Source organism: Streptomyces sp. NPDC086147 (genome assembly GCF_040702165.1).
Classification (GTDB): Bacteria; Actinomycetota; Actinomycetes; order Streptomycetales; family Streptomycetaceae; genus Streptomyces.
Genome location: NZ_JBFBJO010000029.1, coordinates 11,970 through 37,213, shown reverse-complemented (window position 1 = coordinate 37,213; position 25,244 = coordinate 11,970). Strand labels below are relative to the sequence as shown.

Sequence of the window (25,244 nt, the reverse complement as noted above, 5' to 3'; positions counted from 1 at the left end):
CTCCTCCCCCCTGCTCCGAGGACGTCATGCCCGCTCCCCTGCGCCTGGGTCTCCTCGGCTGCGGCGACATCGCCGCCCGCCGCACCCTGCCCGCGCTGCTGCGCACCCCCGGCCTCGAACTGGCCGCCACGGCCGCGCGGGACCCCGCGCGGGCCGCGGCGTTCGCGGACCGGTTCGGGGGCGTCCCGGCGTCCTCGTACGAGGAACTGCTCGGGCGGGCCGACGTGGAGGCCGTCTACCTCTGCCTGCCCACCCTGCACCACGCCGCCTGGGCCGAACGGGCCCTGCGGGCCGGCAAGCACGTCCTGGTGGAGAAGCCGCTCGCGACCCGCGGCGCGGACGCCGAGGCCCTGTACGGGCTGGCGCGGGAGCGCGGCCTGGTGCTCCTGGAGAACTTCATGTTCCTCCACCACGGCACCCAGCGGCGGGTCGAGGGCCTCCTCGCGGACGGGGTCCTCGGCGAGGTCCGCGCGGTCTCCGCCGCGTTCACCATCCCGCCGCGCCCGCCGGGCGACACCCGCTACGACCCGGAGACCGGCGGCGGGGCCCTGCTCGACAGCGGGGTCTACCCGCTGCGGGCCGCCCTGCGCCTCCTCGGCCGCGACCTGACCGTGGCCGGGGCCGTGCTGCGCGTGGACGAGGCGCACGGCGTGGACGTGTCCGGGGCCGCGCTGCTCGCCGCCCCCGGCGGCGCGGTGGCGCAGATCCGGTTCGGCATGGAGCACCACTACCGGTCCTGGTACGAGATCCAGGGCAGCGCCGGCACCCTGTCCGTGGACCACGTGTACACGACGGCGCCCGACCACGAGCCGGTGCTCCGGCTGGCCACCGGCACCGGGCACACCGAGATCCGGGTGCCGGCCGAGGACCACTTCGAGGCCGTGCTGCGGTTCTTCGCCGGGGCCGTGCGCGCCCCGGACGCGCGGCGGCCCGGCCTGCCGCTCCTCGACGGGGAGTCGCTGCGGCAGGCCGGGCTGCTGGACGGGATCCGCGCGGCGGCGGTCCGGATCAGGCGGTGACGGCGGTCCCCCCGCTCAGTTCGAGGTGCGAGCCGCGGAAGGCCCTGCGCATCCGCCGGTCGTGCGTGACGGTCACCACGGCCCCCGTGTAGTCCGCCAGGGCCTGTTCCAGCTCCTCGACGAGCAGCGGGGACAGGTGGTTGGTGGGCTCGTCGAGGAGCAGCAGGTCCACGGGCCGGGTGACCAGGCGCGCCAGGTCGATGCGGCGGCGCTGGCCCACGGACAGGGAGCCGACGGGCAGTTCGAGCTCGGACTCCCGGAACAGGCCCAGGGACAGGAGCTGTTCGGCGTACTCGTCGGCGTGGCCGGGGCGGCCCTCGGCGAACTCCGCGAGCACCGAGCGCCGGGGGTGCTTGGGGAGTTCGTCCTGGCGCAGCCAGCCGATCCGCGCGGCCCTGCGCACGGTGCCCGCGTCGGGCTCCAGGTCGCCGGCGAGCACCCGGAGCAGGGTGCTCTTGCCCGCGCCGTTGGGGCCGGTGATCAGCAGCCGCTCGCCGTGGGCGAGGGACAGCGAGTCGAGCGCGAGCCGGCCGTCGACGCGCAGCCCGGAGACCTCGGTGAGCGGGCCCTCGGGCGCCTTGGGGGTCTCCACGGCCCCGTCGGCCCCGGTGGTCCCGTCGGTGCCGTCGCCGGCCGCGATGTCGGCGGTGAAGCGCAGCGGCTCGGGCGGCTTCGGCACCGGGTCGGCGTGGAGCCGGTTCAGCCGCTCGTTGGCGTTGCGGGCCTTGCTGGAGGTCGAGGACGAGGAGGAGCGGGCCCGGTGGTGCTCGGAGCCGCTGAAGGCCCAGGGGCCCTTCTTGGCGATGGTGGCCAGCATCCGGCCCGCGTTGGCGGCCCGGGTCTCCTGCCGTTCGATCTCGGCGAGGTGCTCCTCGTACTCCCGCTCCCAGCGGGCGCGGGCGGCGGCCTTGGCGGTCAGGTAGCCCTGGTAGCCGTTGCCGTACCGGTTGACCGTCTTCCGGTCGGGGTCGACCTCCAGGATGGCGGAGGTGACGGCCTCCAGGAAGGCGCGGTCGTGGGTGATGACGACGACGGTGCCCCGGTGGTCCTGGAGCCGCTTCTCCAGCCAGTCCACGGCCTGGTCGTCCAGGTCGTTGGTGGGCTCGTCGAGGAGCAGCAGCTCCGGGGCGGCGGCCAGGGTGGCGGCCAGGGCCAGCCGGGAGCGCTCGCCGCCGGAGAGGGTGTCGACCGGGCGGTCCCGGTCGAGACCGGGCAGGCCGAGGCCGTGCAGGGCCGCGTCCGCCCGGGCGTCGGCCTCGTAGCCGCCGCGGTCCTCGAACTCCGCGAGCAGGTCCCCGTACTCGGCGAGGAGCCGGGGGTCGTCGTCCACCAGCTCGTCCTCGACCTCGTGGAGCCGCTTCTCCAGGGCGCGCAGGTCCGCGAAGGCGCGGTCGAGGACATCTCTGACGGTGGCTCCGGCCGGCATGTCGAGGCGCTGCGGCAGGTAGCCGACGCCGCCGGGGGCGGTGACGGTCACCTCGCCGTTGTCCGCGGCCTCGACCCCGGCGATCAGCCGGAGCAGGGTGGACTTGCCGGAGCCGTTGTCGCCGATGACTCCGGCCTTCTCACCCGGCTTGACGGTGAGGGACACCCGGTCGAGCACGACGTGCTCGTCGTACCGCTTGGTGACCTCCTCCAGCGTGAGCTGGGAATGCGCCCGAGATGCCGTGGGCGAGGACATGCGCATATGCGTACTCCTGGTGGTGCGGGGTCAGAGAGCGGGGACCGGACTCTCCGCGAACTGCTTGGCGAGGTTGAGCGTTGCGGTGCTGTTGCGACCGAGTGCCTCCCTGACGTAGGTGCGGGCCCGCGCCACGTCGGCGCCCTCGCCGAGGATCTTCTCCACGGCCTCCGGCCGCAAGACCACGCTGTGCTGCGAGGTCGCCGTGACGCCGCCGCCCTCGGCGGGCACCACGGTCCAGCGGCCCGTGTGGGCGGACATCAGGGCGGGGGTCGCGGTCTGCTTGTAGACGATCCGCAGGTCGTCGGGGAAGCAGACGCGGACGGACTCGGTGGTGTGCACCGAGCCGTCGGCGGTACGGGTGTCCATGGCCATGACCTGGACGCCCGTGCCGTCCTCGGTCAGGTCGAGGCGGTCGACGTGCGCGACCCGCTCGGGCCAGTCCTCGACGTGGTGGAGGAACGCGTAGACCGCCTCGGCCGGTCCGTCGACGTGGACGGAGTCCTCGAAGTCGAGGACGAGCTCGGGCAGGGCGTGCCGGCGGGCGGCCAGGGTGCGCAGGTTCTCCAGCTCGGCGCGGCTGTTGGCGTCGGTGACCCGCTCGACCCACTCGACGTCCTCGGCGCGGTCGCCGACGACGGTGAAGTCGTGGAGCAGGGTGAGCCGGGAGCGCCCGCCGCCGAGGTCCTCGGCGATCCAGCTCCCGCCCATGCTCTCCACGGGGGCCGCCGACACCTCCTGGCGGAAGTCGACGCGGAGACCGGCCGGGTCGAGGACGCGGCGCGAGGTCCAGGACTTGACCCGCCCGCCCGCGGTGGCCCACATGCGCAGCCGCTCGGTGTCGCCCGTGCGCTCCAGCTGCTCGACGTGGACGTTGGGCGGGAAGTACAGCGGCCACCGGGAGGTGTCCGCGACGAGGTCGTACACCGCCTCCGCCGGGGCGTCGATCTCCGTCTCGTGCGCCGTGCGGTGCACGCGCTCGTTCGCCATCGGTGTCTCTCTTCTTCCTCGTGGGGCGCGGTCGCGGATCAGAAGTTGCCGAGTCCGCCGCAGACGTTGAGCGCCTGGGACGTGATGGACGCGGCGTGCTCGGTGGTCAGGTAGCCGACGAGGCCGGCGACCTCTTCCGGCGTCGCGTACCGGCCGAGGGGGATCTTGGCGGTGAACTTCTGCATCACCGCCTCCTCGGTGGTGTCGTAGGCCGCGGCGTAGCCGGCGCGCACGCGCTGGGCCATCGGGGTCTCGACGTAGCCGGGGCAGACCGCGTTCACGGTGATGCCGGTGGGGGCGAGCTCGTTGCCGAGGGCCTTGGTGAAGCCGACGACCCCGTGCTTGGAGGCGGAGTACGGGGCGCCGAGCACGACGCCCTGCTTGCCGGCGGTGGAGGCTATGTTGATGATGCGCCCGTAGCCGGCGCCCTCCAGGCCGCCCTTCTTGAGGACCTCGCGGGTCAGCAGGAAGACGCTGTTGAGGTTGGTGGCGATGACGTCGTACCAGGTGTCGTCGTCGATGTCGGCGGTGACGCCGCCGCCGCTGCGTCCTGCGTTGTTGACCAGGACGGAGATCGGGCCGAACGCGGCCACGGCCTCGGCGACCAGTTCGGCCACCGATTCGCGGTCGCGGACGTCGGCCGCCCGGCCGTCGGCCTCGATGCCCTCGGCACGCAGCTCGGCCACCGTCTCGGCGACCCTCTCGGGGGTGCGCGCGCAGATGAACACGCGGTGGCCGCGGCGACCGAGGTCACGGGCCACGGCCAGGCCGATGCCGCTGGTCGCACCGGTGATCAGCGCCACCGGCTTCGTCGGTGCCGTCATCGTCTCTCCTCCAGGGCTGGGTTGTTGTACCGACCATTCCCCGCGCCGCTCGAGATCCGGCGGAAGGCGGGTGGAGGCGGTCCGTCAGGCGGCGGACGCGGCGACGGGCTCGCCGGCGCCGCCGGTCCGGCCGGTCCCGTCCGTCTCGTCGGCGACCGTCTCGTACAGGCCGGGCTCGGGGGTGGCGAGCGCGGCGAGGCCCTCGACGAGCCGCTGGAAGCCCTCGCCGGTGACGGCGGCGCGGTGGGCGGCGGCGTCCTCCCAGACGGCGAGCTCGACGTAGACGTTCGGGACGCCGACCATACGCAGGGTCTGGTGGCTGACGTAGCCGGGCTGGGTGCTCATGTACGCGGTGACGCGGCTCTTGGCGGCGAGGAACTCGGTGAGGTCGCCGTGGACGCTGAACTTGTTGACGAAGGTCACCATGCGGCTGCTCCTGGGGAAGAGGGGTCGGAAGGGGAGGGGGCGACGGCGGCGGCGCGGACGCGGACGCTCTGCCGCAGGGCCCCGCGGGCCGGTTTGCCGACGGGGGTGCGGGGGACGGCGTCCAGGAGTTCGGCGTGGCGGATCCGCTCGAAGGCGGAGAGGAGGCCGTTGGCGCGCCCGACGACGTCGGCGAGGACCTCGGCGGGGTCGGCGTCCCCGGTGTCGCGGAGCACGACGCCCGCCCAGGCGGTCGCGCCGTGCACGGGGTCGGGCCGGCCGACCACGACGCACTCGGCCACGCGCGGGTCGGCGCCGAGGACGCCCTCGACGAGGGTGGGCGAGACGAGTTCGTTGTCGTACTTGAAGACGTCGCCGAGCCGGTCGACGAGGAAGAGGACGCCGTCCTCGTCGAGGCGGCCGACGTCGGCGGTGGGGAACCAGCCGTCGGCGCCGGCCGGGTGGCGGCTCTCGCCCAGGTAGCCGGCCATCAGCTGGGGGCCGCGGACCTGGACCTCGCCGACGGCGCCGGCGGGCAGCGGGGCCCGGGTCTCCGGGTCCACGATCCGGCACTCGGTGCCGGGCACGGGGGCGCCGACGGAGCCGGGCCGGGGGTCGCGGGGGTCCTGGGAGTGGGTGAGCGGGGACAGTTCGGCCATGCCGTAGCCCTGGACCACGGGGACGCCGAGACGTTCGCGCAGCACCCGGGCGGCGTTCGGGTCGAGCGCGGTGCCGCCGGACAGGACGGCGGTCAGCCGGGGGTGGGCGGGCACGCCGGGCAGGCCCGGGGCGCTCAGCCGCGGGTCGGCGGCCAGGGCGTGCAGGCGGGCGGGCAGGCCGTAGTAGTGGGTGGCGCCGACGCGCTCGGCGAGGGCGAGCGGGGCGACCGGGTCGGGGTCGGCGCACAGCACCTGGAACGCGCCCGCGTACACCGCCGAGTTCAGGTGCATGACGTGGTGGAGCGGCAGGTGGTTGAGGGTGACGGAGCCGGCGTCGAGGTGGTGGGCGGCGGCGGTCTGCGCGGCGTTGGCGACCAGGTTGCGGTGGGTGAGGCGGACGCCCTTGGGCCGGCCGGTGGTGCCGGTGGTGAACTGCACGCAGACGTCGGAGTCCAGGTCGACGGGGCGCCGCTCCGCGTCCTGCCCGGGGCCGGGCACGGCGGTGGCGACGGCGTCCAGGACGAGCCCGAGCGGCACGGCGTCGCCGGGGACGATGCCGTCCTCGGCGTCGGTGACCACGACCAGGCCGAGCCGGGGCAGCCGGTCGCCGGTCTTGGCGAGGAGTTCGGCGGTGGGCGTCGGCACGAAGGCCAGCTCGACGCCGGCGGCGGACATCACGTGGAGGAGCCCGACCTCCTTGACCAGCGGGTTGATCAGCACGACCGTGTTGCCGCTGCGGGCGGTGCCGTAGTAGGTGGCGGCGAAGGAGGCGTCGAGGGTGTTGGCGACGCCGATCCGGGCGCCCCTGCGGCCCACCGAGCGCTCCAGGAACTGGGCGATGCGGTCGGCCCGGGCGTCGAGTTCGGCGAAGGTGTGCGTGCCGCGCGCGTCGCGCAGGGCGGGGCCGTCCGGGTTCCGTTCGGCGGCCCGGCGCAGCAGACCGTCCAGCGGCAGGTGCGGGTGGTCGAAGGTCGGCACGGCTCTGGTCCCCTCGTCGGTCGGGCGGTGCGCCCCCCTCAGGGCGTGTGTCCATCGTCCGTGCCGGGGCTTGAGGAATCTTCGAAGAGGGCTCGATGGAGCGGGGCGACAGTGGGGGAAACACGACGATCGGAGACCCCGTGACCATCCTCGCCGAGACCCCGACGGCCGCCCTGTCCGCGACCGAGGGCGCCGTCCTGTACGCCGAAGTGCAGCAGTTCTACGCCCGCCAGATGCAGCTCCTCGACCTGAACCGGCCGCAGGAGTGGGCCGCCACCTTCACCGAGGACGCCACCTTCGACGTGCCGACGCTGCCGGAGCCGGTGCGCGGCCGGGCCGGTCTGGTCGCGGCGACCACCCGCAGCCACGCGCAGCTGGAGGAGTCCGGGCAGCGACACCGCCACTTCATGGGGATGCTCGACGTGCGCCCGCAGGAGGACGGCACGGTGCACGTCCGCTCGTACGCCCTCGTCTACGCCTCCACGATCGGCCAGGACTCCCGGGTGCACCGGGTGTGCGTCTGCGAGGACGTGCTCGTGCGCGGTGCCGGCGGGCTGCTCGTCGCGACCCGCCGCGTGACCCGCGACGACCTCGCCTGAGGAGCGCCGCGGACCCGGCCCGGAACGCCGTGCCAGGCGTCGCGGACCCGGCCCCGAGCACGGCCGGGCCCTAGCTCCGCTCCACCGGCCGTCGGCCGTGCCGCGATCGGGGGCGGCGAGTCTCCCCGTACAGGACCGAACGAACCGACCGACCCATGGGGGTTTCCCGACATGACCCAGACGACGATCGCCCGGCCGGAAGTCACGGCCCTCCAGCAGGCCGTGCAGGGCGCCGCGGACCGGCTGGTCGAGCTCGGCGCCGGCGGCGTCCAGTTCCGGGTCACGCGGGGCGAGGAGTCCTTCGTCGTGACGTCCGGCATCGCGGAGCTGGGCACGGACCGCCCGGTCCCCGAGGACGGCCGCTTCCGCATCTCCTGCATCACCAAGCCGTTCGTCGCGGTCGTGGTGCTCCAGCTCGTCGCCGAGGGCAGGATCGACCTCGACCGGACCGTCGAGAGCTACCTGCCGGGCCTGCTGCCGTACGGCGACAAGATCACCGTCCGCAACCTGATGCAGCACACCAGCGGTCTGTACAACTACATGGACTCGTTCCAGAAGCCGGGCGACCGCTTCCTGCGCGACCGCTACAAGCACTACGAGCCCGAGGACCTGATCGCCATCGCGGCCGCCAAGCCGCTGGAGTTCGAGCCGGGCACGAAGTTCATGTACTGCAACACGAACTACTTCATCATCGGCCTGCTCATCAAGCTGGTCACCGGCCGCTCGTACCGCGAGGAGATCACCGAGCGTGTCCTGGAGCCGCTGTCCCTGACCGAGACGGTGCTGCCGGGCGACGACCCGAACGTCCCGGAGCCGCACGCCCGCGGCTACATGCAGATCGGCGGCGAGCCGGTCGACGTCACGCTGATGAACCCGTCCGAGGCGGGCTGCGCCGGCGAGATCATCTCCACCACGAAGGACCTGGACACCTTCTTCGCGGGCCTGTTCAGCGGCAAGCTGCTGAACCAGGCGGAGTTCGAGGAGATGACCACCCCGCTGCCGCCCGAGATGATCGAGAACCTGCCGATGGGCATCGGCTACGGCCTCGGCATCATGAAGCTGGAGAACGACAAGGGCCTGGACCTGTGGGGCCACGGCGCCGGCATCCCCGGCTACGCCACCCTCGCGGCCACCACCCGCGACCTGAACGCCCGCGTGCAGCTGTCGTTCACGATCGGCGACAAGGACTTCGGCCACGACGCCGAGCAGGCCGTCATCCGCGGTGTCAACACCGCCCTGTGCTTCTGAGGCCGCCATGACGCATTCCGTGGAGGAATCCACCGTGGAGAAGGCCGTCGTCGTCACGGGCGGCGGAACGGGAATCGGCGCGGCGACCGCCCGCGCCTTCGCCGACGCGGGCGCGCGCGTGCTCGTCGTCGGACGGAGCGAGGGAACCCTCAAGGAGACCGCCGACGGATACGGGGACCGCATTCGCGTCCTGGCCGCCGACATTTCGGATCCGGAGACCCCGGATCTGGTCGTGGAGACGGCACTGCGGGAATTCGGCCGGCTCGACGTCCTCGTGAACAACGCGGCCGTCACCGGATTCGTGGCCCTGGACGGTCTCGACCGGAATTCCGTCGGTTCTCAACTGGCCACCAATCTGATCGCTCCGGTCTTCCTGGCCCAGCGCGCGCTGGACGCCCTGGAGGCCTCGGGCGGCGTGATCGTCAACGTCGGCTCGGCGGGTTCGCTGGGCCGGCGCGCCTGGCCCGAGAACTCGGTCTACGGGATGGCGAAGGTGGCGCTGGACTTCCTGACCCGCACCTGGGCCGTGGAGCTCGCGCCGCGCGGGATCCGCTCCGTGGGCATCGCCCCCGGCGTGGTGGACACGGGTGTCGGCGTGCGGGCCGGCATGCCGCGGGAGGCCTACGACGGCTTCCTGGCGCAGATGGCGGAGCGCATCCCCTCCGGCCGGGTCGGCCGGCCGGAGGACATCGCCTGGTGGATCGTCCAGCTGACGCGTCCGGAGGCGGCGTACGCCAACGGCACCGTGTTCGCGGTGGACGGCGCGCTGTCCGTCACCTGAGGTCCGCTGAGGTCCGCGTACGCGGAAGGGCCCGCCGGTTCTCCGGCGGGCCCTTCCGCGTGGGGCGGCGGCGCGGTTCAGCGGGCGACGCGGGCGGTGACGTAGCGCACGGGCACCTCGAAGCGGACCCGGCCGCCGTCGGTGCGCAGGGCGTCGAGGGCGGTCACGATCCGCTCGCGCAGGGCGGCGGCCTCGTCCTCGGGCAGGTGCTGCCACAGCAGGCGCATGCCCTGGGTGTGCGACCAGGTGACCCAGGCGTCGCCGGAGGGCGCGGTCTGGATCACCGGCTCGTCGGTGATCTCCACGTCGGTGAAGCCGGCCTTCTCCAGGGCGGCGGTGAGGTCCGCCGGGTCCTCCAGCCAGGAGTGCAGCTGCTTCTGGAGCTGCTCCGGGTGCCAGGCCTCGGGCAGGTGCTCCAGGAGCGACATCGGGATGAGCTCGGTGAAGAGCGGCGGCAGGAAGGGGAAGGTGTCGCGGGTGAACACCGGGCTGGTGAAGGCGATGCGGCCGCCGTCGGCGAGCAGGTCGGCGTAGCGGGCCAGGGCGGCGCGGGCGTCCGGCAGGAAGATGACGCTGTAGCTGCCGAGGACCAGGTCGAAGGAGCGGGCGGGCAGGTCGGGGTGCTCGCCGTCCATGACCCTCAGGTCGACGTTGGCGATGCCCTGGCGGGCGGCCTCCTTGCCGGCCTCCTCGATCATCGCCTCGGCGATGTCGATGCCCAGGGCGCGGCCCCGGTCGCCGATCAGGCGGGCGGCGGGCAGGAGGGTGGCGCCCAGACCGCAGCCGACGTCGAGCAGGCGCTCGCCCGGCCGGGGGCCGGCCAGCTCGACGAGGCGGCCGCCCATGGGCGTGAAGAACTCCACGTCCAGCCGGTCGTAGGTCGCCGCGGCACCGTTGAAGGCGGCGGTGACTTTGGTCTTGTACGTCGCGGTTGCGGTGTCCGTAGTCAATTCAGCTCCCTGGATATCCGGACGTCGGGGACGAGCGTCCGGGCGGCTTTCATCGTGACGGCCCGGACCCGTGGTCCGCTGGAGGACCGGTCGACATCCGGTCGCGGTCCGGTGGCAGGAGCTTCGCAATCCGTTCGGGCATCGATTTTCGGCCTTGCCCGGGGAAAGCCGCGCGGCCGAGGATGACGGGGATGCCCGACGTTCTCGGCCGCACACCCGTGGAGGAAATGGAATGAGCAGTCAATTCGATGCCGTACGCCGGATGATAGAGGCGTACAACACCGGAAAAACCGAGGACGTCGCAGAGTACATCCACCCCGATTACCTGAATCCGGCCACGATGGAGCACATGGACCTGCGCGGTCCCGACTCCTTCGCGATGGCGGTCAAGTGGCTGAAGATGACCTTCTCCGAGGAGGCCCGCCTGGTCGAGGTCTCCCTGGAGGAGAACGGCCAGTGGGTGCGCGCCAACCTCGTCCTGTACGGCCGCCACGTGGGCGACCTCGTCGGCATGCCGGCCACCGGGCGCGAGTTCTCCGGCGAGCAGATCCACCTGATCCGCTTCGTCGACGGCAAGATCCGCGACCACCGCGACTGGCCCGACTACCAGGGCACCTACCGTCAGCTCGGCTCCCCGTGGCCGACGCCCGAGGGCTGGAGGGCCTGACCGTGATCCTGGTGACCGGAGCAACGGGCAAGGTCGGCCGCGAGGCCGTCGAGCAGCTGGTGGCGCTCGGCCGCGACGTGCGGGCGCTCAGCCGCCGGCCCGAGGAGGCGGGGCTGCCGGAGGGCGTCGAGGTCGTGGCGGGCAGCCCGGCCGACGCCGACTCGCTGGCGGTGGCGCTCAAGGGCGTCGACGCCGCGCTCGTCGTGCTGTCCGGCGACGTGGCGGGCGAGGCCCGCGCGTTCGCCGCCGCGGCGGCCGAGGCGGGCCTCGGCCGGGTCGTCTTCCTCTCCTCGGGGAGCGTCCTGCACCCGCTGGCGCACGGCATCGCCGAGGAGCACCGCGCCGCCGAGGAGGCGATCCGCGGGATCGGCGCGGAGTGGACGTTCCTGCGTCCCGGCCCGTTCCACGCGAACACCTCCTGGTGGATCAAGACGGTGCGGGAGGAGGGCCGGGTCCGCGACTGGATCGGCAACAACCCGGGCGCGCCGATCGACGAGCACGACATCTCCTCGGCCGCCGTCGTCGCCCTGACGCGGCCGGGGCACGAGGGCAAGGCGTACCTCCTGACCGGCCCGGAGGTCCTGACCTCTGAGGAGCAGGCCAAGATCCTGGGCGGGGCCCTCGGCCGCGAGCTGGAGTTCTCCGTGGCCCCGCAGGGCGAGGTCGTGGACGTGTTCGCCGGCATCACCGGCGACCGCGAGGCCGCGGTGACGAACGTCGCCGCCCTGCACAGCCCCGAGGTCCCCTGGTCGAAGGTGAGCCCGGCGGTGCGCGAGCTGACCGGCCGCGACCCGCGCCCGTACCGCGAGTGGGCGGCGGCCAACGCGCCGCTGTTCGGCTGAGGAGGCCGTCATGTCCGCAGAGAACACGAAGGCAGGCCCGGTCCTGGTCGTCGGCGCGACCGGCGCGCAGGGCGGCGCGACCGCCCGCGAGCTGGTGGCCCGCGGCGGCCGGGAGGTGCGGGCGCTGGTCCGCGACCCGGAGTCGGAGGCCGCGCGGGCGCTCGCCGGTCTCGGCGTGGTGCTCGTCCGGGGCGACCTGGACGACGAGGCGTCGCTGCGCGCGGCGTTCGAGGGCGTCCACGGCGTCTTCAGCGTGCAGAACTTCATGACGCCGGCCGGTCTGGGCGGCGAGGTCCGCCAGGGCCGCGCGGTGGCCCGGGCGGCCCGCGACACCGGCGTGGCGCACGTGGTCTACAGCTCGGTCGGCGGGGCGGAGCGCCACAGCGGCGTCCCGCACTTCGACTCCAAGCACCACGTCGAGCGCTACCTCGACGAGCTCGGGGTGCCGAACACGGTGCTGCGGCCGACCTTCTTCATGGACAACTTCGCGGCCCACGGGCCGCAGGAGGTCGACGGCACGCTGGTGGTGCAGCTCGGTCTGAAGCCGGACACCCGGGTGCAGTTCATCGCGGTCGCGGACATCGGCTGGTTCGCCGCCGAGGCCTTCGACCGGCCGGCCGAGTACCTGGGCCGCAAGGTGGAGATCGCGGGCGACGAGCTCACGGCCGACGAGGTCGCCGCGGCGTTCGCGGCCCGTACGGGCAGGCCGGCCCGCTTCGAGGAGGTCCCGCTCGACGCGGTCGCCGCCAACCCGTACATCCCCAACGCCCCCGAGATCGCCCTGATGTTCGAGTGGTTCCAGACGCACGGCTACCGGGCGGACCTGCCCGCCCTGCGCGTCGCGCACCCGGGCCTGCTCACCTTCGACGCCTTCCTCAAGGGCGTCGACCTCTGAGCCTTCGGACACGCGCGTGGGCCGGGCGCCGCCTTCGGGCGGCGCCCGGCCCACGTCGTGGTGCGGGAGCGGAGGTCAGGCCAGGGAGACCGGGTGGCGGCCGTGGTGGACGATCATCTCGTCGAACAGGGCGCCGATGTCGAGCGGCGAGCCCTCGGGGAGCCCCCGCGCCTCGGCGTAGCCGCGGTGCAGGTTGGGGACCAGGCGCTCGGCGTCGAGGAGGTCCGCGTACGGTCCGAGGTCGACGTCCCGGGCCAGCTCCAGCGGGGCGATCCCGGCGGCGGCGCCCTCCTCGGCCAGCCCCTGGATCCAGCGCAGGTACGAGGCGTTGGCGTCGAACAGCTCCGGGCCGCCGACCGGCCCGTGGCCGGGCACGACGGTGGTGGCGCCGAGGGCGCGCAGCCGGTCGAGGGCGCGCAGCGAGCCGGCCACGGAGCCCATCACGCAGAAGGGCGTGACGCCGTTCATTACCAGGTCGCCGGTGAACAGCACGCGCTGCTCGGGCAGCCAGGCCACCGTGTCGTCGGTGGTGTGCGCCGCGGGCCCGATGTGGATCAGCTCGACGGGAACGTCGCCGACGTGCAGGGTGGTGGCGTCGCGGAAGGTCAGCTCCGGCGGCGTGACCTCGATGTCGCCCCAGCAGACCTCGGGCCAGAGGCCGGTCAGGTGCAGGCCGGCGGCCCGCACCATGGCGCGGGTCCGCTCGTGGCCGACGGTGACGGCCTCGGGGAAGACGAAGTTGCCGAAGGTGTGGTCCCCGTGGAAGTGGGTGTTGACCACCGCGCGCGGCGGGCGCGGAGCGATCCGCAGGGCCGCCGCCCGGAGCCGCCGGGCGCGGGCCTCGGTGGCCGCGGTGTCCACGAGGGCGCTGCGCCCGCCGTCGGCGACGATGCCCGCGTTGTTCAGGCACCAGCCGCCCTCGGGCTGCACGTACGCGTGGACGCCGTCGGCCACCTCGGTGACCGTCGCCCCGGGGAGCCGGACCGCGGTCCCGGTCCCGGCCCCCGTCACTGGCCGTCCGCCGGGATGAAGCCCAGCTCCTTCAGCATCGGGATGTAGTTGAAGACGTCGTAGTGCTCGATGATCTTTCCGTCCGCGTCGAAGCGGAGCTCCTCCAGCATGAACCAGGTGACCTTCTTGCCGGTCGGCGCCTTGCCCATGAACTCGCCGAGGTGGGTGGCGGTCACGGTGATGCGCAGGATGACGCGGTCGTCCTCGGAGACGGCGCTCCTGACGTCCAGGTGGAGGTCGGGGAAGGCGGCGAGGCCGCCCTTCATGGCGCCGATCATCTGCTCGGTGTCGACCTGGCGGTCCTCCGAGAAGTGGCGGATCTCGGGGTGCCAGTGGGTGAGGATGCCGTCGAGCTCCCAGCGGTTCCAGGCGGCGGCGCAGTCGAGCGCGATCCGCTTGTTGCGCGCCTGGATCGTCTCCCCGGCGGGGATCCCGGCAGGGATCCCGGCGGAGTTCTCGGCGGAGGTCCCGGCGGGGGTCTCGGTGAGCGTGGCGGTCATGGGGGTTCCTTTCAGGGGACGAGGACGTACTTGCCGACCGCGCGGCCGTCGAGCAGGGCGCGCAGGGCCGCGGCGGACTCGCCGAGCGGGAGGCGGCCGGCGATCTCGGGGCGCAGCACGCCCCGGGCCAGCAGCTCGTACATGGCTCCCAGGTCGGCGTCGAAGTCCTTGCCGGGCTTGACGTAGTACATCCGCATCCGCCGGCCGCCGGTGCGGCCGAAGAGGCGGGCGAGGGCGTGCGTGAGGGTCCGGCGCAGGGCCGGGACGTGCGGGCGGAACCACTGGCCGGGCTCGTAGCCGGCGACGGAGGAGTCGAAGGAGACCAGGGTGCCGCCGGGGGCGAGCACGGCCCAGCCGTCGTCCAGGCCCTTGCCGCCGATGTGGTCGAAGACGGCGGCGACGCCCTCGGGGGCGAGCGCGCGCACGGCCGACGGGAAGTCGGGGGTGCGGTAGTCGAGGGGCTCCGCGCCCAGCGCGCGCACGGCGTCGTGCTTGGCGGGCGAGGCGGTGCCGATGACGCGCAGTCCGTGGTGGACGGCGATCTGCGTGAGCAGGGTGCCGACGCCGCCGCTGGCGCCGTGGACGAGCACGGTGTCGCCGGGCCGCGCGCCGGAGAGGCGGTGCACCATCTGCCAGGCGGTCACGCCGTTGGTGACGAGGGAGACGGCCTCGGCGGCGTCCAGGCCGTCGGGGACCGGGGCGAGGACCTTCGCGGGGACCTCGACGTGGCGCTGCCAGGCTCCGTAGCGGGGCATGGCGGCGACCCGGTCGCCGGCGCGCCATCCGGTGACGCCCTCGCCGACCTCCGTGATCCGGCCGACGAGGTCGTAGCCGGGGACGAAGGGGAAGCGGGGCGGGAAGGGGTGGAGGTGCTGGAGCATCTGCACCTCGGCGTAGGAGACGCCGGCGGCCTCGACCTCGACGACGACCTTGCCGCGGCCGGCCGAGGGGCGGCCGGCGTCGGTCAGTTCGACGCACTGCTCGGGCTCGCCGCTGCCGGTCATGGTGACGGAAGGGTTGGCGGGGGCCGGGGCGGGGCGGCCGGTGCCGGCGGTCGCGCCGGCGCCCGTGGTGACGGTCATGCCGCGCTCCGGTCCTGCTCCTGAGGGGCGAAGTCCCCGGCGTGGTCGACGGCCCACTGCGCGAAGGTGAGCGCGGGGCGGCCGGTGACCTTCTCGACCGTGTCCACGGGGACCGGCGGGTTCTCGACGGCGTCGGCGAGGTAGCCGAGGACCATCTCGACGACCGGGGCCGGCATGAAGCGGCCCATCTGCTCGCGGGCCTGGTCGGGGGTGATCTCCTCGAAGGGGATCGTCCGGCCGAGGGCCGCGCCGATGGCCTCGACCTGGTCGGCCTGGGTGATGGCCTCGGGCCCGGTGAGGACGTACGCCCGGCCGGCGTGCCCGTCCTCCAGGAGGGCCGCGGCGGCGACGGCGGCGATGTCCTTCTCGTGGACCAGGACGCGGGGGGCGTTGCCGTAGGGGGCGCGGACGACGCCCTCGGTCCTGATCGAGTGGCCCCACTTCCAGAGGACGTTGGTGGCGTACTCGTCGCCGCGCACGAAGGTCCAGTCGACGCCGGAGGCCTCCACGGCCTTCTCCACGGTGCGGTGGTGCTCGCCGCTGTGGTTGTCGCCGGACTCGTCGAGGACGGAGGAGGACGAGAGCACCACGATGTGGCGCACGCCGGCCTCCGCCGCCGCGGCGGCGACCTCGGCCGCGGTCTCGGGGACCGGGAAGAGGTAGAGCTTCTCCACGCCGCGCAGCGCCTCGCGGACGCTCTCCGGCCTGGTCAGGTCGCCGGCCAGGACCTCGACCTGCGGGGGCAGGCCCGCTGCCTCCGGGTTGCGGGTGAGGGCCCGGACGGGCACCCCCGCGTCCACGAGCTGTGCCACCACGTGGCGGCCGACGGATCCCGTCGCGCCTGTCACCAGAACTGTCACGCTGCTCCACCCTCGTACCACGGTCTCAGCCAGATGAGACGTCTCGGCCAGTTGTGGTGCCAGCGTCGGCCGCCGGGCTGGAGGGGTCCCGGAGGTCCGCTCGACCGCCCTCCTCCCGGCCGCCCTCCTCCCGGCCGCCCTCCGCGCGGTCGGCCGCGCACCGGTCGACGTGCCGCTCGACGCCGTCGAGGACGCGCTGGAGGCCGAACTCGAAGCCGCCGTCGGCGCCGAAGCCGGAGCCGGGCTCCTCGAAGACCCCGGTCATCCACACCCGGGTGAGGGTGGGGAAGCGGGTGAAGGGGATGAGGCGCTCCAGCTCGGGGCCGGTGCGCTCGAACCACTCCTGGTGGCTCAGCCCGCCGCGCCGCTCGTCCTGCCGGCTGTCGGCGTCCTGGAGGGCGGCGCCGCGCACGTAGCCGTTGACGAGGTTGACGACGGCGAGCATGTCGCGCTCGTCGAGGCCGGTCGCGGAGACGGCCCGCAGCACCCCGTCCCAGACGGCGGTCTCGTGGGGGCCCATGAGCATCCGGGAGGACATCAGGGGCGGGACCCAGGGGTGGCGGAGGGCGATGTCGTGGGCGCCGCGGGCGTAGCGCTCCAGAGCGGCTCTCCACCCGTCCTCGACCCCGTCCAGGGACGGTGACTCGGAGAGGATCTTGTCGAACATGCAGTTGACGAGTTCGGCCCGGCCGTTGACGTAGGTGTACAGCGACATCGTGGAGACCCCCAGGGGTTCGGCCACTTTGCGCATGGAGAGGGCGGCCAGCCCTTCTTCGTCCGCGATGTGGATCGCAGCATCCACGATGCGGTCGACGGTCAGTCCCTGCTTGGGTCCTCGGGCGTTCCTGGCCGGTCCGTAGTAGTCCCGCCACAGCAGCGCCAGGGTGCGCCCGGGGTCCGTCCGGCCCTCGTTCTTACCGCTGTTTCTCGCCATTCCCTTGACATCCCCTCGCCTCGGAGGCACTAGCTCTGTACTCTGTACGAAGTTTCACCGTACGGCATAAAGAGTTTATGCCCTCGCCGATGATCCCCACAGTCCGCAGGAGGCATGAATCTTGTCCGCACCCTCTGTCGAACGCCCGCAGGAGACCGACGCCACCCCGTCGGCGCCGACCGCGAAGGGAGGTCGGGCCCCGGTGAAGGCGAAGAAGAAGTTCGAGCTCAGCCGCAGGGCGCGCCGGCTCACGCTGGCGGTCCACGTCGTGACCTCCGTCGGCTGGGTGGGCCTGTCCCTGTCCATGGTGGTCCTGGCCGTCATGGGCTACACCACCGACGACCCGGCCGTCGCCAAGGGCGTCTACAAGGCGATGTACGTCTTCGACGACACCAGCGTCACGGTCTTCAGCGTCAGCGCCGCGCTCTCCGGGATCCTGCTGTCCTGGGGCACCGTGTGGGGCTTCATGCAGCACTTCTGGATCATCGTGAAGTGGGTCATCACCCTCTTCATGACGGTCTTCGCGTGGTTCGTGATCCACCCGATCGTCATCGAGGCCACGAAGAACACGGCCGACGCGGGCCGCGGCACCCCGGAGCCCGGCTGGCCCGCCGAGTTCCTGCTGTGGAGCGTGCCGATGCTGTTCGTCCTGCTCACCGTCGCGGCCGTGGTCTCCGTCTACAAGCCGTGGGGCCGTACGGCCCGCGGCCGGCGGAAGTCCGCGGCGGCCCGGCGCACTCCGGCCGGCCGCACCCCGGCCGCCCGCACCCAGGCCGCCGACGGCTCAGCCGCCCGCGCCTGAGGTCCCCGCGCCACCGGACCGGTCCGTCCCCCGGGACCCGTCCGGTTCCCCGGCCGGGTCCGGGCCCGCGCACCGCGCGGCCCGGGCCCGGTCGTACTCCGCGCACCAGCCCGCGAGGCTGTCCGCGCGCAGCAGACCGGTGCCGATCAGGAGCCCGGCATAGCCGGCGCCGACCAGCGCGGCGGCCTGTTCCGGCCGCCGGATCCCGCTGGCGCTGACCGGGAACCGCGTGCCGGTGGCCCGGACCGCGGGCAGCAGCTCCCCGCTGCGGCCGAGGTCGCCCGCGCCGCGCTCCCGGGTGGCGATGTCCTTGTTGTTGACGGCGACGACGCAGTGTTCGCCGTGCCGCACCGCGGCCGCCTCCGCCGCGTCGGCCACCTCGACGAACGGGGTGAGGCCGAGCTCCAGGGCCTGATCCGTCAGCCGCTCCAGGGTGTCCCCCGACAGCAGCCCGGCCGTCAGGAGCACCGCCGAGGCGCCCCGCTCCCGCGACCTCCTGAGCTGGCCCCGGTTGGTGACGAAGTCCTTGCGCAGCAGCGGCAGCGCGGTCAGCGAGGCCACCTCGGAGAGGAGTTCCTCGTCCCCGCCGAACCAGCGGCCGGTCACCACCGAGACGCAGGGCGCGCCCGCCGCCTCGTAGGCGGCGACCACCTCCGCGACCGGACGCCCGCCGAGCAGGTCGGCGCCGTCCGCGTCCCGGCGCTTGACCTCCATGACCAGCGGGCGGCGGGCCCCGGCGAGGGCGTCGGTGAAGGCGCTCACGCGACCACCCCCGCCGGATCGGCGGCCCGCCACGCGCGGGCGACCGCCGAGGCGGCGGCGCCGTCGATTCGGCCCTCCGGACCGCGGGCCGCCGAGTCCACGTCGATCCCGGCGAAGCCGGGCAGCTCCCGGACGGGGGCGAACGGGCCGTGGTTGCCCGCGTGCAGCCCGCCCGCCAGAAGGAAGGGCAGGTCCGTACGGCCGGCCAGGGCGACGACCGCCGCCGGGTCGAGGGCGCGGGCCGTGCTGCCGAGCCGGCCGCCGGGTCCGACGGCGTCGAAGAGGAACAGGTCGGCGCCCGCCCGCTCGTAGCCGCGGAGCAGGCCCTCCTCCGGGCAGCGGCCGGCGTCGTCCACGTGCAGCACCTTGACGATCCGCAGCCCGGGGCCCGCGCCCCGGCGCAGCCGGCGCACCACGGACGGCGGCTGGAAGCCGTGCAGCTGGATCCAGGTCGTCCGGGCCCCGTCCAGGACCCGCAGCAGGTCCTCGGCGTCGTTCGAGAAGGTGACGAGCACGGGCGCGGTGCGGCCGGTCGCGCGGGTCGCGGCGGCCAGCTCCGTCAGGCGCCCGGCCGACAGCTCGGCCGGGCCGCCGGGCACCGCGTACCAGAGCCCCAGCAGGTCGGCCCCGGCGCCGGCGGCGGCCGCCGCCTCGTCCTCGGTGACGGCCCCGCAGAATTTGACCAGCACTACCCGGCCACCGCCCGCCGCGCGTCGGCGACCAGCGAGCCCTCGGCGAAGGAGTCGGCCGAGCCGTCCCGGAACAGGCCGGGGTGCGCGGCCCGCAGGTCCGCCAGGACCCGGTCGTAGGGCAGGTCGTCGAACTCCCCGTGGACGCGCAGGAACTCCATCTGCCGGCGGCCCCGCTCGTCGAAGGGGTGGTGCAGGCTGTCGGCCGTGCCGTCGAACTCCAGCGGCGCCATCCGGTAGAGGCGGCACAGCTTCCGGTTGAAGACCGGGGTGGCCTTCACCCAGCGCCCGTCCAGGTGGACGGAGGTCAGGCCGTGGTGGGTGAAGACGTCGCCGCCGAGGAGCCGCTTGAGCCTCTCGGAGGCGAGGTGGTTGCGCACGTCGGTGAGGACGAGCCGGGCCGGGATGCCCAGCGAGCGCAGGGACGCCGCGTACAGGACGGACTTGTGCAGGCACATGCCGGAGCCGGTGCGCAGCACCTCGCTGGCGCGCAGGCCCCGGCGGGAGAGGTCCGCCCCGTACACCTCGTAGCGGATGCCGTCACGGACCGCGTGGTAGAGGGCGACGGCGGCCTCGCGCGGGGTGGGGTCGCCGGGCGGCAGCGACTCGCGGACGAAGGCGCGCACCTCCGCCGACCCGTGGTCGAGGAACTCGGTGGGGCGCAGGGTGTTCGGGTCCATGCTGGGGTGTCCTGTCCGCTTCGGTCGGGGGTCAGAGGCCCAGCAGCGCGGCGAGGCGGTTGCGCTGGATCTCCGAGGTCCCGGAGTAGATGGTTCCGGCGACGGAGTTGCGCAGCTCCTTCTCGATGCCGTACTCGGCCATGTAGCCGTTGCCGCCGAAGATCTGGACGGCGGACAGCGCGGAGGCCACGTTGGCCTCGCTGGTGACCAGCTTGGCGATGGCGATCTCCTCGGTGACGCTCTCGCCGGCCGCCATCTTCTCGGCGGCGCCGTACAGCAGGGCGCGGGAGGTCTCCACGCCGACGCGCATGTCGACGATCCGGTGGGAGACGGCCTGGTTGTCGCCGATGGGGCGGCCGAACTGGGTGCGCTCCCGGGCGTACGCGACGCAGCGGTCGAGCCGGCCGCGCATCTCGCCCGCGTTGACGGCGAAGGAGAGCAGGATCTCCCAGCGCATCACGTACTCCATGACCAGGTAGCCGCCGCCGACGCGGCCGAGCACCCGGTCCGCCGGGACGCGGCAGCCGTCGAGGAACAGCTCGCTCAGCGGCGAGGTGCGCAGGCCCATCTTGGCGATGGGCCGCCCGACCTGGAGCCCGGGGGTGTCGCGCTCCACGAGGAACGCGGTGAAGCCGAGCGGGCCGGGGCGGTCGCTGGTGCGGGCGTAGACGACGAACAGGTCGGCGACGGGGCCGTTGCTGACGAAGGCCTTGCTGCCGTCGAGCACCCACTCCTCGCCGTCCCGCCGGGCGCGGGTGCGCATCGCCAGGGCGTCGGAGCCGCTGTCCGGCTCGCTGATGGCGTGCGCGGCGATCAGCTCGCCCGTGCAGATCCGGGGCAGGTACCGCTCCTTGAGCCCGGCGGAGCCGAAGCGCTGGAGCGGTACCCCCGTGCTGACGATGTGGGTGCAGACCGAGAAGTTCAGGCCCGCGTCCCGGCAGCCCTCGCCCAGCCCTTCGAGCACGTACATGGTGGTGAGGAGGTCCTGCCCCAGACCGCCGTACTCCGTGTCGAAGGGCAGGCCGAGGATGCCCGTCCGGGCCAGGACCTCCCACTTGGCCCGCGGGAAGGACGCGGCCGCGTCCTGCTCGACGTGACCGTCGTTCAGGTCCCCGAGGTACGGCCCGAGGCCCTCGCGCAGGGCCTGCTGGTCGGCGCTCCACTTGATCATCCACGTGCTCCTGGGCTGTGCGTCGGGGACCTGGCCGGTTCGGTGCGCCGGTCCGGCTCAGTACTGGGAGAACTCGGGCGAGTCGAGCCGGTGGCTCTCGTCGCCGCGCAGCGCCGGCGAGAAGACGCAGACCAGGCGCAGGTCCTCGTCCGGGGCGGCGACGAGCCAGTGCGCGTCGTGGTGGTCGAGGGCGTAGAGGGTGCCCGGGGTGATCGGGTACGCGTTGCCCTCGGTGTCGATGACCTCGCCGCTGCCCTCGATGCAGTAGCAGGTCTCCAGGTGGTTGCGGTACTCCAGGCGGGACCTGGTGCCGGCCCGGACCACGGTGTCGGTCACCGAGTAGCCGACGCCGTCGGACTGGGTGAGGAAGCGGCGGCTGAGGCCGTTGCCCCACTCGACGGCGGTGAGGTCCTCCAGCTTGCGCACGATCATGACGTGGTTCCCTTCTGGGCGGTGGGGGTGGGGCCGGCGGGGGCGGTGCCGCGCAGCTCCCGGACGAATTCCGCGAACTCCCCTACGGGGTCGCGGCGGTGGGCGAGGGCGTCCTCGACGCGGGCCACGCCCGCGCTTCCGACCACCACGGACTGGACGCCGAGCTCTTCGAGCCGGGCGATGTCCCGGGCGGTGCGGACGCCGAAGCCGACGGCGACGGGCGCCGCGGCGGTTTCCTGGAGCCGGTGGACCGTCTCGGCCAGCCGCCGCTCGTCGAGCGGGGCGTCGGTGCCGCTGCGGCCGTAGTGGGCCACGAGGTAGAGGTAGGCGCCGGCGCGGGCGGCGGCGTCGGCCTGGACCAGCGGGCCGGAGACGGCGTAGCAGGTGGTGACCACCGGCAGCCCCGCCTCGCGGGCGGAGTCGTGGTGGGCCTCGCGCAGGCGCGGCGGCAGCCCGTGGAGCAGCAGTCCGTCGCAGCCCGCGTCGGCGGCCCTGCGGGTGAAGTCGGGCAGCGGGGTGCCCTTGACGGTGTGGCTCCAGTCCGCGAGCAGCGCGATCCGCAGGTGGCGCAGCGAGGGCCGGACGGCGGCCACGGCCGCCAGGACGGCGTCCGCGGTCACGCCCCGGGCCAGGGCCCGGTTGGCGGACCGGCGGACGACCGGGCCGTCGGTGACCGAGTCGGGGAAGGGCACGGCGAGTTCGAGGCAGTCGACCTCGCTCTCGTCGAGCATCGCCAGCAGCTCGGGCAGCAGTTCCAGCGGCGGGTCGCCGGCGTTGAGGAAGAGCGCGAGGCCGGGGCGGCCGGGGCGGCGCCGGGCGAAGAAGGCGGACGGGCCGGCGGCCGGGTTGGGGGCGGCGGGCGCGGCCTGTACGGCGGACAGGGCCGTCGCGCCGGGAGCCGCCGGGTGGAGCAGGGTCTCAGACACAGGACACCGCCCGTGAGCGCAGCCGCTCGACGCGCGCGCGGGCCGAACCGTCGTGGAGCGCGGTGCGCGCGGCGGCCAGGGCGGCGTGCCAGTCGGAGGTGAGCCGCGAGGCCACCGCGAGCGCGGCGGCGTTGAGGCAGACGGTCTCCTCGGCCACCGGGTCGCCCTCGCCGGACAGCAGCGCGAGGAAGCCGGCGACCACCTCCCCGTCCCCGCCCGCGGCCTGGCGCAGGTCGCCGAGGTGGCCGGGGCGCAGCCCGAGCGCCTGCGGGCGCAGGGTGAACTCGTCCTCGCCGCCGTCCTCGTAGCCGAACACCCGGTTGGCGGCGAAGCCGATCAGCTCGTCGGCCTCCAGGTCGTTGGCGCAGACCCAGACGGTGCGCCCGGTGCGGCGCGCGGTGTGCTCGGCGGCCTGCCGGACGGCCGGCAGCATCCGCGGGTCGGAGACCCCGGTGAGCTGCGCGGTGACCGGCACGCCGGACAGGAAGGGGCCGAGGACGTTGACGAACCGGCCGATGTCGCGCATCCGCAGCGGCAGCACGAGCCCCGCGAGCCGGGCCACCTCGGCCGGGTAGACGAAGTTCCCGGCGAAGGCGATGCCCTCCCGCTCCAGGACCTCGTGGGTCTCCTCGTACGAGCCCGTGAGGCGGATCCCGAGCAGTTCGAGCAGGTCCACCGAGCCGTAGCCGCTGGTGAAGGCCCGCGAGCCGGTCTTGACCACCTTCGCGCCCATGGCGGCGGCGGTGAACGCGGCCGCGGTGGAGACGTTGAACGTACGGGGTCCGCCGCCGGTGCCGACGATGTTGACCGTGCCGTCGAAGCGCAGGTCCAGCGGGGCCCGGCGCTCGTCGAGGGAGTCGAGCAGCGCGGTGAGGGTGGCGCGTTCGGGCACGGCGGTGGAGAGGGAGGACAGCAGCGCCACGGCCTCGCCCCGGCGCAGGCCCCCGTCGTGGAGCCGGTCCCAGAAGGACCGCCAGGTCTGCCGGTCCACCTGTCGGCTGCCGCCGATGAGCGCGGTCAGGGCCTCGTGCATGGTTACGCCGCCTCCGCCCGCTGCGGGAGGACGCCGTCGACGAACGCGCTGATGGAGGCCGCCGAACGGAAGGCGTCCGGGTCGAGGTCGACCTCGTCGGTGTCGATGTCGTACGTGGACTCGATCCACGCGATGACCTTCAGCAGGCCCAGGCTGTCGACGACGCCCTCGTCGAGCAGGTCGAGGTCGGCGTCGAGCTGGTCGGGGGTCACGTCCGGCAGGAACTCGTCGACGACGAACCGCTTCACGGCGGTCAGGGTGTCGGGCATGTCAGTTCTCCTTGCTGGTGCGGGCGAGGGAGCGGGCGACGCGGTCGCGGTCGACCTTTCCGGTGGAAGTCCTGGGCAGCGGCTCGTCGGTGATCCGCACGGTGGAGGGGACGGCGGCCCTCGGCAGGCCGCGGGCCAGGTGCCCGCGCAGGGCGAGGCTGTGGAGGGCGCTGCCGGCGGAGCGCCGCACGACGGCGTGCAGCAGCCGGCCGGCGACCGGGTCGGGCAGGGCGAGGACGGCCGCCTCGGCCACCTCGGGGTGGGCGAGCAGGACGTGCTCGACCTCCTGCGGGTTGATCCGCACCCCCCGCACCTTGACCTGGAAGTCCGTGCGCCCTTCGAGGGTGTGGATCCCCCGCTCGTCGCGCCGCACCAGGTCGCCGCTGCGGAACCAGCGCCGTCCGTCCGCCGCCCCGGGGCCCCGGGGGTCGGGCCCGAAGGCCCCGGCCCCGGCGCCGCCGAGGTAGCCCTCGGACTGGAACGGGGTGGAGACGTACAGCTCGCCGGTGCCGGGGCCGTCGAGGACGGTGCCGTCGGCGGTGACGACGAGCGCCTCCACGCCGGGCAGGGGCCGGCCGAGCGGTACGGGCGCGGCCGGGTCGGTCACCTCGTGCAGGAAGCTGTCGTTGGTCTCGGTGCAGCCGTACACGTTGGAGAGCCGGGCGCCGGGCAGCAGGCGCGGCAGCTCCTCCAGGACGGGCGCGGGGACGGTGTCGCCGGTGAACACCGCGTGCCGTACGCCGGGCAGGGCGCGGCCGCCGGCCTCGCGGGCCGCGTCGGCGAGCAGCCGGTAGAACATCGGCACCGCCTGGACGACCTCGGGCGCGTACCGGGTGACGAGGTCGAGGAGGTACGGGCCCTGGAGCGCGCGGTCGGGGTCGACGAGCACGACCCGGCCGCCGCGGGCCAGCGTGGTCCACACGTCGAGCAGGCACAGGTCGAAGTTGAGGGGCGCGTAGTTGAGGACCGTGGTGCCGGGGCCGATGTCGAAGTGGCCGGCGGCCCAGTCGGTGAACGCGGTGATCGCGGCGGCGCCCAGCGGCACGGTCTTGGGCAGCCCGGTGGAGCCGGAGGTGGTGAGCAGCAGGGCGGTTCCGGCGGGAACCGCGGCGGCCGGCGCGGGCTCGACGGCCGGGGCGGACGAGGCGGGCTCGACGGTCCCGGGGGTCAGGACGTGGCGCACCCCGGCCCCCGCGTACAGCCGGTCGAGCACCTCGCGCCCGAGGGTCGCGGCGGGCAGCAGCACGGGCCGCCGTTCGAGGAGGCAGGCGAGGACCAGGGCCACGGTGCCGGGGGACTTGACGGCCGGCACGCCGACCGGTTCGCCGGCGGCGGCCGGCAGGGCGGCCAGCCGCTCCCGCTCGCGCGTGACGAGGTCGAGGAGCCGTCCGTAGCTCGTCTCCTCGTCCCGCAGGACGAGGGCCGTGTCCCCGGGCCTCGTCCGGGCGTGTGCGAGGAAGGCGTCGGCCGGGGTGTGTCCCCGTCCTCCGCCGGCTGCGCCTGTCATGCTCCCCCGTCTCCTCCTGCCGATGCATGT

General features: G+C 74.1%; 28 protein-coding genes. 8 read left to right on the top strand and 20 right to left on the bottom strand.

Features of this window, described 5'->3' with window-relative positions; genetic code table 11:
• Positions 1–26 precede the first annotated feature (26 nt).
• Complete coding sequence (locus AB0398_RS32245; RefSeq protein ID WP_366379217.1) at positions 27–1,019, top strand: Gfo/Idh/MocA family oxidoreductase; 993 nt, start codon at positions 27–29, stop codon at positions 1,017–1,019.
• On the opposite strand, the gene abc-f is transcribed toward AB0398_RS32245, so the two are convergent.
• The 5 genes from abc-f to AB0398_RS32220 form a co-directional block, all read right to left on the bottom strand.
• A complete protein-coding gene (gene abc-f, locus AB0398_RS32240; protein WP_366379216.1) occupies positions 1,009–2,700 on the bottom strand; it encodes a ribosomal protection-like ABC-F family protein in 1,692 nt (563 codons plus the stop codon). The genes AB0398_RS32245 and abc-f overlap by 11 nt on opposite strands.
• A gap of 30 nt (positions 2,701–2,730) precedes the next feature.
• The gene (locus AB0398_RS32235) at positions 2,731–3,690 is read right to left on the bottom strand and encodes an aromatase/cyclase (protein ID WP_366379215.1); all 960 of its coding nucleotides are present in this window, start codon (positions 3,688–3,690) and stop codon (positions 2,731–2,733) included.
• Between the two features lie 38 nt (positions 3,691–3,728).
• The gene (fabG, locus tag AB0398_RS32230; RefSeq protein WP_366379214.1) at positions 3,729–4,514 is read right to left on the bottom strand and encodes a 3-oxoacyl-ACP reductase FabG; all 786 of its coding nucleotides are present in this window, start codon (positions 4,512–4,514) and stop codon (positions 3,729–3,731) included.
• A gap of 84 nt (positions 4,515–4,598) precedes the next feature.
• Positions 4,599–4,940, bottom strand: coding sequence for an antibiotic biosynthesis monooxygenase family protein (locus tag AB0398_RS32225; protein WP_366379213.1), 342 nt, complete (start codon positions 4,938–4,940; stop codon positions 4,599–4,601).
• Positions 4,934–6,574, bottom strand: a complete 1,641-nt coding sequence (locus tag AB0398_RS32220) for a class I adenylate-forming enzyme family protein (RefSeq protein ID WP_366379212.1) — start codon at positions 6,572–6,574, stop codon at positions 4,934–4,936. The genes AB0398_RS32225 and AB0398_RS32220 overlap by 7 nt, the downstream gene beginning before the upstream one ends.
• 140 nt (positions 6,575–6,714) lie before the next feature.
• Between AB0398_RS32220 and AB0398_RS32215 the strand changes: the two genes are divergently transcribed.
• The 3 genes from AB0398_RS32215 to AB0398_RS32205 all read left to right on the top strand — a co-directional run bounded on the left by AB0398_RS32215 (position 6,715) and on the right by AB0398_RS32205 (position 9,202).
• Positions 6,715–7,173 carry a nuclear transport factor 2 family protein gene (locus tag AB0398_RS32215; RefSeq protein ID WP_366379211.1) on the top strand — a complete coding sequence of 153 codons (459 nt, stop codon included), beginning with the start codon at positions 6,715–6,717 and terminating at the stop codon, positions 7,171–7,173.
• Between the two features lie 171 nt (positions 7,174–7,344).
• On the top strand, positions 7,345–8,421 hold the full coding sequence (locus AB0398_RS32210) for a serine hydrolase domain-containing protein (RefSeq protein ID WP_366379210.1): 1,077 nt from the start codon (positions 7,345–7,347) through the stop codon (positions 8,419–8,421).
• Between the two features lie 7 nt (positions 8,422–8,428).
• Positions 8,429–9,202 carry an SDR family oxidoreductase gene (locus AB0398_RS32205; protein WP_366379209.1) on the top strand — a complete coding sequence of 258 codons (774 nt, stop codon included), beginning with the start codon at positions 8,429–8,431 and terminating at the stop codon, positions 9,200–9,202.
• A gap of 77 nt (positions 9,203–9,279) precedes the next feature.
• Here the strand turns inward: AB0398_RS32205 and AB0398_RS32200 are convergent, their stop codons facing one another.
• Positions 9,280–10,152 carry a methyltransferase domain-containing protein gene (locus AB0398_RS32200; RefSeq protein WP_366379208.1) on the bottom strand — a complete coding sequence of 291 codons (873 nt, stop codon included), beginning with the start codon at positions 10,150–10,152 and terminating at the stop codon, positions 9,280–9,282.
• Positions 10,153–10,384: 232 nt separating this feature from the next.
• Here AB0398_RS32200 and AB0398_RS32195 point away from each other — a divergent pair, with 232 nt between their 5' ends.
• Genes AB0398_RS32195 through AB0398_RS32185 form a run of 3 tightly spaced genes read left to right on the top strand, consistent with a single transcriptional unit; the run spans position 10,385 to position 12,556 of the window.
• Entirely contained in the window at positions 10,385–10,819 is a 435-nt protein-coding gene (locus AB0398_RS32195; RefSeq protein WP_366379207.1) for an ester cyclase, read from the top strand.
• Positions 10,789–11,661 carry an NAD(P)H-binding protein gene (locus tag AB0398_RS32190; protein ID WP_366379206.1) on the top strand — a complete coding sequence of 291 codons (873 nt, stop codon included), beginning with the start codon at positions 10,789–10,791 and terminating at the stop codon, positions 11,659–11,661. Before AB0398_RS32195 ends, AB0398_RS32190 begins: the two co-directional genes overlap by 31 nt.
• A 10-nt stretch (positions 11,662–11,671) precedes the next feature.
• Positions 11,672–12,556, top strand: a complete 885-nt coding sequence (locus AB0398_RS32185; protein ID WP_366379205.1) for an NmrA/HSCARG family protein — start codon at positions 11,672–11,674, stop codon at positions 12,554–12,556.
• Between the two features lie 75 nt (positions 12,557–12,631).
• On the opposite strand, the gene AB0398_RS32180 is transcribed toward AB0398_RS32185, so the two are convergent.
• The 5 genes from AB0398_RS32180 to AB0398_RS32160 are packed head-to-tail and all read right to left on the bottom strand — an operon-like array spanning position 12,632 to position 16,943.
• Positions 12,632–13,510, bottom strand: a complete 879-nt coding sequence (locus AB0398_RS32180; protein WP_366379204.1) for an MBL fold metallo-hydrolase — start codon at positions 13,508–13,510, stop codon at positions 12,632–12,634.
• 53 nt (positions 13,511–13,563) lie between these two features.
• Positions 13,564–14,067, bottom strand: a complete 504-nt coding sequence (locus AB0398_RS32175) for an ester cyclase (protein ID WP_366379203.1) — start codon at positions 14,065–14,067, stop codon at positions 13,564–13,566.
• An 11-nt stretch (positions 14,068–14,078) separates the two neighbouring features.
• Entirely contained in the window at positions 14,079–15,149 is a 1,071-nt protein-coding gene (locus tag AB0398_RS32170; protein ID WP_366379202.1) for a zinc-binding dehydrogenase, read from the bottom strand.
• On the bottom strand, positions 15,146–16,009 hold the full coding sequence (locus AB0398_RS32165) for an NAD(P)H-binding protein (RefSeq protein ID WP_366379201.1): 864 nt from the start codon (positions 16,007–16,009) through the stop codon (positions 15,146–15,148). The genes AB0398_RS32170 and AB0398_RS32165 overlap by 4 nt, the downstream gene beginning before the upstream one ends.
• 25 nt (positions 16,010–16,034) lie before the next feature.
• Complete coding sequence (locus AB0398_RS32160) at positions 16,035–16,943, bottom strand: TetR/AcrR family transcriptional regulator (protein ID WP_366379200.1); 909 nt, start codon at positions 16,941–16,943, stop codon at positions 16,035–16,037.
• A gap of 121 nt (positions 16,944–17,064) precedes the next feature.
• On the opposite strand from AB0398_RS32160, the gene AB0398_RS32155 reads away from it, so the two are divergent.
• Positions 17,065–17,745: a DUF2269 domain-containing protein gene (locus AB0398_RS32155; RefSeq protein ID WP_366379199.1), complete on the top strand. Its 681-nt coding sequence runs from the start codon at positions 17,065–17,067 to the stop codon at positions 17,743–17,745.
• On the opposite strand, the gene AB0398_RS32150 is transcribed toward AB0398_RS32155, so the two are convergent.
• From AB0398_RS32150 to AB0398_RS32110, 9 genes are read right to left on the bottom strand one after another with little or no spacing between them, the layout of a single operon-like run.
• Positions 17,728–18,507 carry an indole-3-glycerol-phosphate synthase gene (locus AB0398_RS32150; RefSeq protein WP_366379198.1) on the bottom strand — a complete coding sequence of 260 codons (780 nt, stop codon included), beginning with the start codon at positions 18,505–18,507 and terminating at the stop codon, positions 17,728–17,730. The genes AB0398_RS32155 and AB0398_RS32150 overlap by 18 nt on opposite strands.
• Positions 18,504–19,196 carry an N-(5'-phosphoribosyl)anthranilate isomerase gene (locus tag AB0398_RS32145; RefSeq protein ID WP_366379197.1) on the bottom strand — a complete coding sequence of 231 codons (693 nt, stop codon included), beginning with the start codon at positions 19,194–19,196 and terminating at the stop codon, positions 18,504–18,506. Before AB0398_RS32145 ends, AB0398_RS32150 begins: the two co-directional genes overlap by 4 nt.
• A complete protein-coding gene (locus tag AB0398_RS32140) occupies positions 19,196–19,876 on the bottom strand; it encodes a transglutaminase family protein (RefSeq protein ID WP_366379196.1) in 681 nt (226 codons plus the stop codon). The genes AB0398_RS32145 and AB0398_RS32140 overlap by 1 nt, the downstream gene beginning before the upstream one ends.
• Before the next feature lie 31 nt (positions 19,877–19,907).
• Positions 19,908–21,047, bottom strand: coding sequence for an acyl-CoA dehydrogenase family protein (locus AB0398_RS32135; RefSeq protein WP_366379195.1), 1,140 nt, complete (start codon positions 21,045–21,047; stop codon positions 19,908–19,910).
• A gap of 57 nt (positions 21,048–21,104) precedes the next feature.
• A complete protein-coding gene (locus AB0398_RS32130; RefSeq protein ID WP_366379194.1) occupies positions 21,105–21,479 on the bottom strand; it encodes an ectoine synthase in 375 nt (124 codons plus the stop codon).
• Positions 21,476–22,405 (bottom strand): tryptophan synthase subunit alpha, encoded by a 930-nt coding sequence (trpA, locus tag AB0398_RS32125; protein ID WP_366379193.1) that lies wholly within the window; start codon positions 22,403–22,405, stop codon positions 21,476–21,478. The genes AB0398_RS32130 and trpA overlap by 4 nt, the downstream gene beginning before the upstream one ends.
• Complete coding sequence (locus tag AB0398_RS32120; RefSeq protein ID WP_366379192.1) at positions 22,398–23,438, bottom strand: hypothetical protein; 1,041 nt, start codon at positions 23,436–23,438, stop codon at positions 22,398–22,400. The genes trpA and AB0398_RS32120 overlap by 8 nt, the downstream gene beginning before the upstream one ends.
• Positions 23,439–23,440: 2 nt before the next feature.
• Positions 23,441–23,707, bottom strand: coding sequence for a phosphopantetheine-binding protein (locus tag AB0398_RS32115; protein ID WP_366379191.1), 267 nt, complete (start codon positions 23,705–23,707; stop codon positions 23,441–23,443).
• Position 23,708: 1 nt separating this feature from the next.
• Positions 23,709–25,214, bottom strand: coding sequence for an AMP-binding protein (locus tag AB0398_RS32110; RefSeq protein ID WP_366379190.1), 1,506 nt, complete (start codon positions 25,212–25,214; stop codon positions 23,709–23,711).
• Positions 25,215–25,244: the final 30 nt, after the last annotated feature.